Origin of the sequence: Streptomyces sp. NPDC079167 (assembly GCF_040686735.1) — a bacterium.
In the GTDB taxonomy this organism is placed as follows: domain Bacteria; phylum Actinomycetota; class Actinomycetes; order Streptomycetales; family Streptomycetaceae; genus Streptomyces.
The window spans coordinates 95,873-108,941 of sequence record NZ_JBFBLO010000010.1 but is presented as its reverse complement, the minus strand read 5'-3'; the positions used below and the strand labels follow the sequence as shown (position 1 = coordinate 108,941).

The following is a 13,069-nucleotide window of genomic DNA, read 5'->3' as shown; positions in this document are numbered from 1 at the left end:
AGTAGGGCTAGGTTCACCGTTCGACTCACCCGTCACATGTCAGTCACACGGAAGGCAATCCCATGGGCTCCGCGACCGGCAGACACCGTCGCCCTCGCCAGGCACCCGCCATCGTCGTCGCCGCAGGCGTCACCGGATCGGCCATTGCCATCCCGCTGCTCAGCGCGGGCGGCGCCCAGGCCGCTGACGCGTCGACCTGGGACCGGGTCGCCGAGTGCGAGAGCGGCGGCATGTGGAGTGCCGACCTCGGCAACGGCTACTACGGCGGCCTGCAGCTCTCCGAGGACACCTGGTCGGCCTACGGCGGCACGGCGTACGCGCCGCGCGCCGACCTCGCCAGCCGCTCGCAGCAGATCGCGGTCGCGGAGAAGGTGCTGGACGACAAGGGGCCGCAGGCGTGGGCCAGCTGCTCGGTGATCTCCGGGCTCTCCCTGGACGAGGGACTGCCCGGCGTGGACCCGGGCGGTGAGGAGTCCGCCGAGCCCTCCGCCGAGCCCTCGGATTCCGCGACGCCGTCCGGGACGCCTTCCTCCGAGGCGACGGACCCGGCGGACGGCTCGGACGACGCCGCCGGCTCGCAGGACTCCGACGCGAAGGGCGAGGCCGGCCAGGACGCGTCCGACGGTAGGTCGGACAAGGGCGAAGAGGGTGGCGCGACGCCGTCCGCCACTCCGTCCCCCGAGGCCCCCGAGGCGTCCGGCGCCACGGACGACGAAGGGGCGAAGGGCGGCAAGCACCGCGGCACGCCGGCCCCCGAGGCGAGCGCCGAGCCGGGCGAGGCCGACGGGCGCGAGTCCGGCCGCCACGCCTCGCGCGGTGAATCCGACGCGCGTCAGGGCGCGGAGGGGGCGTACACCGTGCGCGAGGGCGACAGCCTCTGGGCGATCGCCGACGCGCAGGAGCTTCCCGGCGGCTGGACCGCGCTCTACGCGGACAACAAGGACGAGCTGGGCTCCGACCCGGATCTGATCCTTCCCGGCCAGACCCTCGACCTCGGGCAGGAAGCGCGGGGCAGCGAGGCGGAGACCGCCGCCGCCAACTGATCAAAAGCGTGAAAACACCCCGAAAACGGGGGCAGTTCAGAGGCCTATGTCCACTTATGCGTAAGTGAGACATGGGTCTCTTTGCTTCAACTGGCGCGCCCGGCCCGTCCGCTCCGTCCATATTGGCTCCGACCTGCGAAAACGGCACTCGCCATCGAGCCGTTACGGGCTGATTAGCCGTTATGTCCATCTTTGAATGTGGGGGTTGCGTGTGTTTACGGTCGGAGCCGCTCGCACCGCGGGCACCTTCGACCGTCACGCCGAATCCTGCCGTCGGCCGAAGGGAACCGACGCGTAAAGCGCCGTAGGCAGGAGCGGGGGACCCAGGTAAGTGCCGGACCCGGCCGTCGGAAGACGGGCGGAGACCCGGCTGGGGGTGAAGTCGTCCGAGAGTGCGGGCGACCGGGCAACTCACAGGCCCGAACCCGACAGCTCACCTCGTAGGCGTCGGTGAGGAGAACCATGCTGCTTTCCAGCAAGGGCAAGCACCGTCGCCCGTCCAAGGCCGTCCGTGTCGCGACCCTGGCCGGTGTCGCCGGTGCCGCCGTCGCCGTACCGCTGATGGGCGCGACCGGCGCCTCCGCCGCCTCCGTCGCCACCTGGGACGCCGTCGCCCAGTGCGAGTCGGGCGGCAACTGGTCCATCAACACCGGCAACGGCTACTACGGCGGCCTGCAGTTCTCGCAGTCCAGCTGGGCCGCAGCCGGCGGCACCCAGTACGCCTCCCGCGCCGACCTGGCCACCAAGGACCAGCAGATAGCCGCGGCCGAGAAGCTCCTCGACCTCCAGGGCCCGGGTGCCTGGGCCTGCGCCGGCGCCGGCGGCCTGACGAACGACGGTGTGGACCCGGGCGTCGACACCGGCTCCGGCTCCGGGAAGAACGGCGACACGGCCCCGCAGGCCGCGCCGGAGCGCAAGGCCGAGCAGCCCACCACGCGCAGCGAGAAGCGTGAGGCCCCGGCGAAGACCGTCACCACCCCGACCGGCGAGAAGGTCGAGAAGGGTGACGGCGAGTACAAGGTGAAGTCCGGCGACACCCTCAGCAAGATCGCCGACGCGGAGAAGGTCAAGGGCGGCTGGCAGAAGCTGTTCAAGCTGAACGACGACATCGTCGACGAGGCCGACCTGATCTTCCCGGGTCAGCAGCTCCACCTGAAGTAACCGGCATCCGGGTGGCCGGCACCTGAAGCGGTCGGTGCCTGGAGCAGTCGTAGTGAACCGGGGTCTTCCTCCTGCCCCGGAGCCCGGCCCGGCGCGCAGACCCCCCGCGCGCCGGGCCGGGGCCGTGTCCGGACCCCTGACGGGGTGCCGGCTCGGGCTCCCCGTAAGAGTGAGTGTTCAACTGTTGTGGTTACTCGTCAGTAGAATTCTGGAGCTTTGCCCGGAATGCAGGCCCTTGGGTCCTTTTTCGTCCCAGGGGACGGGCGGACGGCCGACGGAGCGCGCCGAGCCGGTTAGGCTCGTGGCGCAAGGCCACAGTGACCCTGCACAACCAGTGTCAGATCCCAGAAGGAGATGCCTCGTGCCGTCCATCGACGTCGTCGTAGCCAGGGAAATCCTCGACTCCCGGGGCAACCCCACGGTCGAGGTCGAGGTTGGCCTCGACGACGGCAGCACGGGACGTGCTGCTGTTCCGTCCGGCGCCTCCACCGGTGCGTTCGAGGCCATCGAGCTTCGCGACGGTGACCCCAACCGCTACCAGGGCAAGGGCGTCGAGAAGGCCGTCCTCGCCGTGATCGAGCAGATCGGCCCGGAGCTCGTCGGTTACGACGCCACCGAGCAGCGCCTCATCGACCAGGCGATGTTCGACCTGGACGCGACCGAGAACAAGGGCTCCCTCGGCGCCAACGCCATCCTCGGTGTCTCGCTGGCCGTGGCGCACGCCGCGTCCGAGGCCTCCGACCTCCCGCTGTTCCGCTACCTCGGCGGCCCGAACGCGCACCTGCTGCCCGTTCCGATGATGAACATCCTGAACGGCGGCTCGCACGCCGACTCCAACGTGGACATCCAGGAGTTCATGATCGCGCCGATCGGCGCCGAGTCCTTCTCCGAGGCCCTGCGCTGGGGTGCGGAGATCTACCACACGCTGAAGAAGGTCCTGAAGACCAAGGGCCTGTCCACCGGTCTCGGTGACGAGGGCGGCTTCGCCCCCAACCTCGAGTCCAACCGTGCCGCCCTCGACCTCATCCTCGAGGCCGTCAAGGAGGCCGGTTACGTCCCGGGCCGCGACATCGCGCTCGCGCTCGACGTCGCCGCGTCCGAGTTCTACAAGGACGGCGTCTACGAGTTCGAGGGCAAGTCCCGCTCGGCCGCCGAGATGACCGAGTACTACGAGGAGCTCGTCTCCGCGTACCCGCTGGTCTCCATCGAGGACCCGCTGTACGAGGACGACTGGGCGGGCTGGAAGGTCATCACCGACAAGCTCGGCTCCAGGGTGCAGATCGTCGGCGACGACCTGTTCGTCACCAACCCCGAGCGCCTCGCCCGCGGCATCGAGGAGGGCTCGGCCAACGCCCTGCTCGTCAAGGTCAACCAGATCGGTTCGCTGACCGAGACCCTGGACGCCGTCGAGCTGGCCCAGCGCAATGGTTTCAAGTGCATGATGTCCCACCGCTCCGGTGAGACCGAGGACGTCACCATCGCCGACCTCGCCGTCGCGGTGAACTGCGGCCAGATCAAGACCGGTGCCCCGGCCCGCTCGGACCGCGTCGCCAAGTACAACCAGCTGCTGCGCATCGAGGAGATCCTCGACGACGCCGCGGTGTACGCCGGTCGTTCGGCGTTCCCGCGGTTCCGCTTCGAGGGCTGACAGCCCGAGTCCGGAGCACCAGCCTCCGTCCGTCCCCGCATCCGGTCCCGTACCGTGTGCGGGGACGGACGTGCGTAACGGGGAGGCGTGAGACATGGCCGGGAAGGACCGCGACCGGTTCTCCACCGCGACCAGGCTGCGGCTGCTCGGTGAGCAGACGGCGGCCCGCGTCTACCGGTCCCAGAACCGCCGCCAGGCCCGCCGCTCCAGGCTCACCGGGCGGGCCGCGTTCCTGGCGCTGATCGTCTGCTCCCTGGTGGTCGCCCTCGCCTATCCCATGCGGCAGTACATCTCCCAGCGCGACCAGATCGCCGATCAGGAGAGGCTCTCGCGGGAGGCGCGCGAGCGGACCGAGGAGCTGCGTGACGAGAAGGCGCGGCTCAAGGACGACGCGTACATCCGCCGTCTCGCGCGCCAGCACCTGCACTACGTGCTGCCCGGCGAGACCGGTTATACGGTGGTCGACCCGGACGCGGCCGAGGTGCGCCGGGGGGAGCCGGGGGCGACGGGGCGGCCCTGGCACTCGAACCTCTGGGACGGCGTCGACAGCGCGGACCGCGAATGAGCGCCGGCCCCTCCCCGTGTACGTACCGATTCATACAGTCCGACCGATGACATTCAAGGCAGGCATGGACACGCCCCCTCCGCAGACCGAATCCACCACGCCCACCGCCGCGGACATCGCCGCGTTCGAGCTCCAGCTCGGCCGGCCGCCGCGCGGGCTGCGCGCCATCGCGCACCGCTGCCCCTGCGGCAACCCGGACGTGGTCGAGACGCGGCCCCGTCTGGAGGACGGCACGCCGTTCCCGACGACGTATTACCTGACCTGTCCGCGTGCCGCGTCGGCGATCGGCACGCTGGAGGCCAACGGGGTCATGAAGGAGATGACCGAGCGGCTGACGACGGACCCGGAGCTGGCCGCCGCCTACCGGGCCGCGCACGAGGACTACATCGCGCGCCGTGACGCCATCGAGGTCCTGGAGGGCTTCCCGAGCGCGGGCGGCATGCCGGACCGGGTGAAGTGCCTGCACGTCCTGGTCGGCCACTCGCTGGCGGCGGGCCCCGGGGTCAACCCGCTGGGCGACGAGGCGATCGCGATGCTGCCGGAGTGGTGGGCGAAGGGGCCGTGCGTCACGCCGTGCGGCTCCGGGGACGCCGGAGCCGACGCTTCCGGACCCGCCGCCTCCTGATGCGCCGCTTCCCGATTCTCCGCGGTACACGTACGACCACAGGAGCCCCATGACCCGCGTTGCCGCCATCGACTGCGGTACCAACTCCATCCGGCTGCTCGTCGCCGACGTGGACCCCGTCACCGGAGAGTTCACCGAGCTCGACCGCCGGATGCGGATCGTCCGGCTCGGCCAGGGCGTCGACCGGACCGGCCGGCTGGCTCCCGAGGCGCTGGAGCGCACCTTCGGCGCCTGCCGCGAGTACGCGGCCGCGATCGAGGAGCTCGGTGCCGAGCGGATCCGGTTCGTCGCCACGTCGGCCTCCCGCGACGCGGAGAACAGCGACACGTTCGTCCGCGGGGTCCGGGACATCCTGGGGGTCGAGCCGGAGGTCGTCACGGGGGACGAGGAGGCGCAGCTCTCCTTCGACGGCGCCACCAAGGAGCTGGTGGGCGGCGACCACCTGGAGAAGCCCTATCTCGTCGTGGACATCGGCGGTGGCTCCACCGAGTTCGTGGTCGGGGACGACCGGGTCCGCGCGGCCCGGTCCGTGGACATCGGCTGCGTACGCATGACCGAGCGTCACCTGGTGCTGGACGGGGCGGTGGTGGACCCGCCCACGCCCGAGGCGATCGCTGCGATCCGCGCGGACGTCGGCGCCGCCCTGGACCTGGCGGAGGAGACCGTGCCGGTCTCCTCGGCCGCGACGCTCGTCGGCCTCGCGGGGACGGTCACCACCGTCGCCGCCATGGCGCTCGGGCTCGAGGAGTACGACTCGGAGGCGATCCATCACTCCCGGGTCCCGCTCGCGCAGGTCCGGGAGATCACCGCGCGGCTGCTCGCCTCGACGCATGAGGAGCGTGCGGCGATCCCCGCGATGCATCCGGGCCGGGTCGATGTGATCGCCTCGGGGGCGCTCGTCCTGCTCGCGGTGATGGAGCGGGCCGGTGCGCGGGAGGTCGTCGTCAGCGAGCACGACATCCTCGACGGGATCGCCTGGTCGGCGGCCTGATCACAGCGGGGGCACCGGCGCGGTGAGGCGGTGCTCAAACGCTTTCCGGCCTGCACCTTTGAGCTCGCGGAGCCCTCTCCGGCCTCGTACGGAGGGGGCTTTCGCGAGGCGCCCCGACAAACTTCGTGAACTTCTTCACAAGGAATTCGGCCCTGCCGGGCGAAGTTCTGCTCCCGGAGGGCCGTGCGGGCCGCCCGGAGGCCCGTGCGGATGTGCTGCGGGAGCGTTTCGGGGGTGTGGCGACGGGGTGTCCCCGGCGGATGGTTCACCGTGCCGCAGGGCTCAAGGGCCAGCTCACAGGTGGTGAACAACGTTCGCCGGAACGTCGTGGTTCCCCGTCCGCACCATGACCTGGGTCACGTGGGCGGCGAAGTGTAGCAGAGGGTGGCGCATACCTTGTGAAGGGGCTCACGAGCATGCCCCCCGAGGGGGGTGGATACTCGATGGCATGAGCACCACGGAGCGTCCCAGGATCCTCGTTGTAGGCGGTGGGTACGTAGGCCTGTACGCAGCTCGTCGCATTCTGAAGAAGATGCGGTATGGGGAGGCGACCGTCACGGTCGTCGACCCGCGCTCGTACATGACGTACCAGCCCTTCCTCCCCGAAGCTGCTGCCGGCAGCATCTCGCCTCGGCATGTCGTCGTCCCGCTGCGACGCGTCCTGCCGAAGGCAGAGGTTCTCACCGGCCGTGTCACGACCATCGATCAGGACCGCAAGGTCGCCACGGTCGCGCCGCTCGTCGGCGAGGCCTACGAGCTGCCCTTCGACTACCTGGTCATCGCGATGGGCGCGGTCTCCCGCACCTTCCCGATCCCCGGCCTCGCCGAGCAGGGCATCGGCATGAAGGGCATCGAGGAGTCCATCGGTCTGCGCAACCACGTCCTCGAGCAGCTGGACAAGGCCGACTCGACGACCGATGAGGACGTCCGCCGCAAGGCGCTGACGTTCGTCTTCGTGGGCGGCGGCTTCGCCGGTGCGGAGACCATCGGCGAGGTCGAGGACATGGCGCGCGACGCGGCGAAGTACTACACGAGCGTGAAGCGCGAGGACATGCGCTTCATCCTGGTCGACGCCGCCGACAAGATCCTTCCCGAGGTCGGCCCGAAGCTGGGCGCGTACGGCAAGGAGCACCTGGAGAGCCGCGGTGTCGAGGTCTACCTCTCGACCTCCATGGACTCCTGCGTCGACGGTCACGTGGTGCTGAAGAACGGCCTCGAGGTCGACTCCAGCACGATCGTGTGGACGGCCGGCGTGAAGCCGAACCCGGCGCTGGCCCGCTTCGGTCTGCCGCTCGGCCCGCGTGGTCACGTGGACACCTCCGAGAAGCTCCAGGTGCAGGGCACCGACTACATCTGGGCCGCGGGCGACAACGCCCAGGTGCCGGACATGGTCGGCCGCCGCGCCGGCAACCCGAACGCCTGGTGCCCGCCGAACGCCCAGCACGCGTTGCGCCAGGCGAAGGTCCTCGGCGACAACGTCATCTCCGGCATGCGGGGCTTCCCGCAGAAGGAGTACAGCCACGCCAACAAGGGTGCGGTCGCCGGTCTCGGCCTGCACAAGGGCGTCGCGATGATCGTCATGGGCAAGGTGAAGATCAAGGTAAAGGGCCGTCTCGCCTGGTACATGCACCGCGGCTACCACGGCATGGCCATGCCGACCTGGAACCGTAAGATCCGGATCTTCGCGGACTGGACGCTTGCGATGTTCCTGAAGCGCGAGGTCGTCTCGCTCGGCGCCATGGAGACTCCGCGCGAGGAGTTCTACGAGGCCGCCAAGCCGAGTCCCGCTCCCGTCGCGGCCAAGGCCGACGGCGACAAGAGCACGACCGGCGAAAAGGCCAAGGCCTCCTAGCGCCTGTACGGAACCGAAGGGGTCGTCCGCCATCCGTGGTGCGGGCGGCCCTCCGGCGTTTTCCGGGCCGGCCGTCCGTGGTGCGGGCGGCCCTCCGGCGTTTTCCGGGCCGGCCGTCCGTGGTGCGGGCGGCCCTCCGGCGTTTTCCGGGCCTCCGTCAACTAGATGGCCAATGCAGCTATTTTGCCTTTCCATTGCCCGGGAATGGGATGGCGCGGTCGCGGGAAGACGTTGACGCTGGTGTACCTCGCCGCGGCCCCGAGGTGTCGCGGCCCGGTTCGGGTGCGTATATGCGAATTTAGGCACGTTCGGAAACACCACCACGGAGGTGTGCACCATGGCCGACGCCGCATCGCGGCTGACCGCTCTTGCCGAAGAGTTGCTGGGAGAACCCCTGCCTGTCCGGATCCGGGCCTGGGACGGCAGTGAATCCGGGCCGCCGGGTGCCCCCGCCCTGGTCCTGAGCCACCGCCGCGCCCTGCGCCGACTGCTGTGGAAGCCGGGCGAGTTGGGTCTCGCCCGCGCCTGGGTGGCCGGCGAGATCGACGTCGACGGTGACCTCTACGCGACCCTGGACGCCCTGGCCTCGCTGCTCTGGGAACGGGGCGCCGACGCGAAGGACTCCGTCCACCCGGTCCGCGACCCCAGGGTGCGGGCCTTCGCCCTCGGCCTCGTCCAGCTGGCGGGCCCGTATCCGCCGCCGCCCCCGCCCGCCGAGGAGGTGCGGCGCCGCACCGGGCCGCTGCACACCAAGCGCCGGGACAAGGAAGCCATCAGCCACCACTACGACGTGGGCAACGACTTCTACGCGATGGTCCTCGGCCCCTCCATGGTCTACTCCTGCGCCTACTGGCAGGAGGGCTCCACCCTGGAGGACGCCCAGCGCGACAAGCTCGACCTCGTCTGCCGCAAGCTCGCGCTCAAGGAGGACGACCGCCTCCTCGACGTCGGCTGCGGCTGGGGCTCCATGGCCATCCACGCCGCCCGTGAGTACGGTGCCCGGGTCACCGGAGTGACCCTCTCCACCGAACAGGCCGCCTTCGCCCGCAAGCGCATCGCCGAGGAGGGCCTCACCGACCGGATCGAGATCCGGGTCCAGGACTACCGGGACGTCAGGGACGGCCCCTACGACGCCATCTCCTCGATCGGCATGGCCGAGCACGTGGGCTCGGTCCGCTTCCGTGAGTACGCCGACGACCTCTACGCACTCCTCAGGCCCGGCGGCCGGCTGCTCAACCACCAGATCGCCCGCCGGCCCGAGAAGGACGAGTCGGCCTACCGCATCGACGAGTTCATCGACTCCTACGTCTTCCCCGACGGGGAGCTCGCCCCGGTGGGCCGCACCGTCGCCACCCTGGAGGAGGCCGGCTTCGAGGCCCGGGACGTCGAGGCGATCCGGGAGCACTACGCGCTGACCCTGCGTCAGTGGGTGGCCAACCTGGAGAAGCACTGGAAGGAGGCCGTCCGGGCGACCTCCCCCGGACGGGCCAGGGTGTGGCGGCTCTACATGGCCGCCTCGGCGCTCTCCTTCGAGCACAACAAGATCGGCGTCAACCAGATCCTCGCGGTCCGGCCGCGGGACGGCGGCGGTTCGGCCATGCCGCTGCGCGCCCGCGACTGGACGGCGTCGGCGGACGCCTGATCCGGGAACGCCGAAGGGCCGGTACCCGCGGCTGCGGGTACCGGCCCTCACGCGTACGCCTACTCCGTCTTGATCGCGGTCAGCATGTTCAGCTTCGCGCCGCTCCGGGCCGGCCACAGCGAGGCCAGCACACCCACGAGCCCTGCCAGCACCAGGAAGACCGCGAGCCGGTCCCACGGGATGACCAGGGCGTAGCCCGGGATCGAGGCGGACAGGCTCTTGCCGATCGCCCAGCCGAGGAACGTACCGAGGCCCACCCCGACCACGGCTCCGAAGAGCGAGATGACGACGGCCTCCAGCCGGATCATGCGCTTGACCCTGCGCCGGTCGAGACCGATGGCCCGCAGCATGCCGATCTCCTGCTGGCGTTCGAAGACCGACATGGCCAGCGTGTTGACGACTCCGAGTACGGCGATGACCAGGGCCATGGCCAGCAGCGCGTACATGATGTTCAGCGCGGTGTTGATGAACCCGCCGAACATGTCCCGGATGCCCTGGCGGTCCACGACGCTCATCGCCGGGTTGTCGCCGAGCGCGTCGACCACGGCCTTCTCGTTGGCCTCGCTCTGGCCGCCGTCCATGGTCAGCCAGACCTCGCGGAAGTCGGCGAGGGTCTCGTGCGGGTCGACGACGTCCTCGGGGATCAGGACGGGGGAGAGGAACTCGTTGCCCTCGTAGAGCGCCCCGACCTTCAGGGTCTCCTTCTTCTCGTCCTGGAACGTCACCGGGACGCTGTCGCCGGTCTTCCAGCCGTGCGACTTCGCGGTCTTGCGGTCGACGGCGATCTCGCCGTCCTTGAGTGACGACAGCGAGCCGGAGACCGTCTTCAGGTCGAAGACCTTCTCCACGTCGCCCGGGGTGACTCCGGAGGCCGAGACGCCCTCTTCGTCGCCGACGGTGAGCCAGACGGCCCGCTGGGGGGTGGCCGCCGTGACGCCGTCAGCCTTGCGCAGGGCGGTGAGGGCCGACTCGTCGAGCGCGTCGCCGCTGGCCATGGAGACCATGTAGTCGGCCCGGATGTTGTCCGTCGTCATCTTGTCGATGGCCTGGCCGAGCGTGACGCCGAGCACGGAGATGCCGGTGACCAGGGTGAGTCCGATCGCGAGGGCGGAGGCGGTGGCCCCGGTACGCCGCGGATTGCGGACCGCGTTCTGCGCGGCCAGCTTCCCGGAGACCCCGAACACGCCCCCCAGCAGCGGACGCGCGAGCGCGATGACAGGCCGCGAGAGCAGCGGGATGAGCACGATGACACCGACGAGGGCGAGGAATGCCCCGCCGCCGATGAGCCACCGGCCGTTCTCGTCACCCTGGGCGGCACCGGCGATGATCAGCGCGGATCCGGCGAGGGTGATGACCGCGCCGAACGAGTTGCGCACGACCAGCGACTTGGTGGTGGCCACCGCGTGCACGCTGCTCATCGCCGCCACCGGCGGGATCTTGGCGGCGCGACGGGCGGGCAGCCAGGCGGCGAACACGGTGATCAGCACGCCCACGGCGAAGGCGGAGACGACCGCGGTGGGGGAGACGACCAGTGGACCGGCCGGGATCTTACCGCCGAACATGCCCATCGCGGAGCGCAGCGCCGTCGCGAGCCCGACGCCCAGGACGAAGCCGATCACCGAGGCGATCACGCCGACCACACCCGCCTCGAGCAGGATGGCCCGCTTGACCTGCCGGCGGGAGGCGCCGACGGCGCGCATCAGGGCGAGTTCCTTGGTGCGCTGGGCGATGAGCATGGTGAACGTGTTGGCGATCAGGAACACACCGACGAAGAGCGCGATGCCCGCGAAGGCCAGCAGCATCGAGTTGAGGCTCTTGAGGCCGGACTCGGTCATCTCGGCCTCCTCGTCCGCGAGGGCCGCTCCCGTCTTGGCCTCGGCGTCCTCGGGGAGGAGGGGCTTGACGGCGTCCAGCAGCTGCTGGTCGGACGCGCCTGCCGCGGCGGTCACGGTGACGTCCTTGAACTCGCCGGGCCGCAGGTAGAGCTGCTGGGCGATCTCCGTGTCGAAGAGGACCAGGCTGCCGCCCGCGTTCACGGCGCCGTCCTCCGTGGTGAAGATCCCGGAGAGGGTGTACTCCTTCACCGGCCCGTTCGTGGCGACCCGCACCTTCTCGCCGACGCGGTAGTCACCCTTGTCCGCGGAGGCCCTGTCGAGGGCGATCTGCCCGGCCTCGACCGGGCCGGTGCCCTCGGTGAACGTGTACTGGCTGTCCTTGCCGTCCGTTCCCGGGGAGAAGTTGGAACCGGTGTTGGACCAGCCGTTGCCGATGAGCTTGCCGTCGGTGTCGGCGACGCCGGCGAATCCGGAGACCCGCCCCGTGGCCTCGGCCACGCCGTCCAGCTTCCGGATCTTGCCGAGTGTGGCCTCGTCGACGGCGGGGGTCTCCTCGTCGCCGCGCTCGGCCCAGGTGGTGACGGCGACGGCCACCTTGTCGTAGTTCTTGGCCGACTGGTTGCGGAAGGCGTTGCCGAGGGTGTCGGTGAAGACCAGGGTGCCGGAGACGAAGGCGACGCCGAGCATCACGGCGAGCACGGTCATCAGCAGCCTGGCCTTGTGCGCAAGGACGTTGCGCACGGCGGTACGGAACATGTCGTCAATTCCTGGAGGGAGTTCGGAGTGCGGAAGGGTGGGGCGACAGCCTCTGGGACGTCAGCTGGTGCGGCCCTTCGCGTCGAACGCCTTCATCCGGTCGAGGACCCCGTCGGCGGTGGGGTTCAGCATCTGGTCGACGACCGCGCCGTCCGCCAGGAACACCACGCGGTCGGCGTAGGAGGCGGCCACCGGGTCGTGGGTCACCATCACCACGGTCTGGCCGAGCTCGCGCACCGAGTTGCGCAGGAAGCCGAGGACCTCGGCGCCGGAGCGGGAGTCGAGGTTTCCGGTCGGCTCGTCACCGAAGATGATCTCCGGCTGCGAGGCCAGGGCGCGGGCGACCGCGACACGCTGCTGCTGGCCGCCGGAGAGCTCCGTGGGGCGGTGCTTCAGCCGCTCGGAGAGGCCCACCATGTCGATGACCTTCTGGAGCCAGGCGGCGTCGGGCTTCCGGCCGGCGATGTCCATCGGCAGGGTGATGTTCTCCAGGGCGGTCAGCGTAGGCAGCAGGTTGAAGGCCTGGAAGATGAAGCCGATCTTGTCCCGGCGCAGCTGCGTGAGCTGCTTGTCCTTCAGCGTCCCGAGCTCGGTCTCGCCGATGCGCACGGAGCCGCTGCTGAAGCTGTCGAGACCGGCCACGCAGTGCATGAGCGTGGACTTCCCGGACCCTGACGGGCCCATGATCGCGGTGAACTCACCCTGCGGGAAGTCCACGCTCACCCGGTCGAGGGCGATCACCTGGGTCTCACCCGCGCCGTAGACCTTCGACAGCTCCGTGGCGCGGGCGGCGACCGCGGTGGTGCGGTGAACGGTGGTGGTGGTCACAGGGGTACTCCTGGTTCGTGCGACAGCTTCACGGGGACTTCTCCATCCTCGCCGCCGTCGGGCGCCGGGTCGTCAGCCCCCGTGCCCGTTCCCGGGGCCCCCTTGAGTCGCACCCGCCGGGCG

10 protein-coding genes and 1 riboswitch are annotated in these 13,069 nt (G+C 70.2%); of the genes, 8 read left to right on the top strand and 2 right to left on the bottom strand.

Annotated elements, in window-relative coordinates; all coding sequences use genetic code 11:
• The first annotated feature begins 62 nt into the window (after positions 1–62).
• The 8 genes from AB0P41_RS21830 (at position 63) to AB0P41_RS21795 (ending at position 9,527) form a co-directional block, all read left to right on the top strand.
• Complete coding sequence (locus AB0P41_RS21830; protein ID WP_356709612.1) at positions 63–1,043, top strand: transglycosylase family protein; 981 nt, start codon at positions 63–65, stop codon at positions 1,041–1,043.
• 290 nt (positions 1,044–1,333) lie between these two features.
• Positions 1,334–1,505, top strand: a riboswitch (cyclic di-AMP (ydaO/yuaA leader).
• Positions 1,506–2,204: a transglycosylase family protein gene (locus tag AB0P41_RS21825; RefSeq protein WP_356709610.1), complete on the top strand. Its 699-nt coding sequence runs from the start codon at positions 1,506–1,508 to the stop codon at positions 2,202–2,204.
• Positions 2,205–2,565: 361 nt separating this feature from the next.
• On the top strand, positions 2,566–3,852 hold the full coding sequence (gene eno / locus AB0P41_RS21820) for a phosphopyruvate hydratase (RefSeq protein WP_365933602.1): 1,287 nt from the start codon (positions 2,566–2,568) through the stop codon (positions 3,850–3,852).
• A 94-nt stretch (positions 3,853–3,946) separates the two neighbouring features.
• On the top strand, positions 3,947–4,417 hold the full coding sequence (locus tag AB0P41_RS21815; protein ID WP_356709607.1) for a septum formation initiator family protein: 471 nt from the start codon (positions 3,947–3,949) through the stop codon (positions 4,415–4,417).
• A gap of 64 nt (positions 4,418–4,481) precedes the next feature.
• Positions 4,482–5,042 carry a DUF501 domain-containing protein gene (locus tag AB0P41_RS21810; protein WP_365933847.1) on the top strand — a complete coding sequence of 187 codons (561 nt, stop codon included), beginning with the start codon at positions 4,482–4,484 and terminating at the stop codon, positions 5,040–5,042.
• A 49-nt stretch (positions 5,043–5,091) separates the two neighbouring features.
• Positions 5,092–6,033 (top strand): Ppx/GppA phosphatase family protein, encoded by a 942-nt coding sequence (locus AB0P41_RS21805; RefSeq protein WP_365933600.1) that lies wholly within the window; start codon positions 5,092–5,094, stop codon positions 6,031–6,033.
• Positions 6,034–6,481: 448 nt separating this feature from the next.
• Positions 6,482–7,885 carry an NAD(P)/FAD-dependent oxidoreductase gene (locus AB0P41_RS21800; RefSeq protein WP_356709603.1) on the top strand — a complete coding sequence of 468 codons (1,404 nt, stop codon included), beginning with the start codon at positions 6,482–6,484 and terminating at the stop codon, positions 7,883–7,885.
• Positions 7,886–8,222: 337 nt separating this feature from the next.
• Positions 8,223–9,527, top strand: a complete 1,305-nt coding sequence (locus AB0P41_RS21795; RefSeq protein WP_365933598.1) for a cyclopropane-fatty-acyl-phospholipid synthase family protein — start codon at positions 8,223–8,225, stop codon at positions 9,525–9,527.
• A 59-nt stretch (positions 9,528–9,586) separates the two neighbouring features.
• Here AB0P41_RS21795 and AB0P41_RS21790 read toward each other — a convergent pair whose 3' ends face one another.
• Positions 9,587–12,118, bottom strand: coding sequence for an ABC transporter permease (locus tag AB0P41_RS21790; RefSeq protein ID WP_365933596.1), 2,532 nt, complete (start codon positions 12,116–12,118; stop codon positions 9,587–9,589).
• Positions 12,119–12,178: 60 nt separating this feature from the next.
• The gene (locus tag AB0P41_RS21785) at positions 12,179–12,946 is read right to left on the bottom strand and encodes an ABC transporter ATP-binding protein (RefSeq protein ID WP_356709597.1); all 768 of its coding nucleotides are present in this window, start codon (positions 12,944–12,946) and stop codon (positions 12,179–12,181) included.
• Positions 12,947–13,069: the final 123 nt, after the last annotated feature.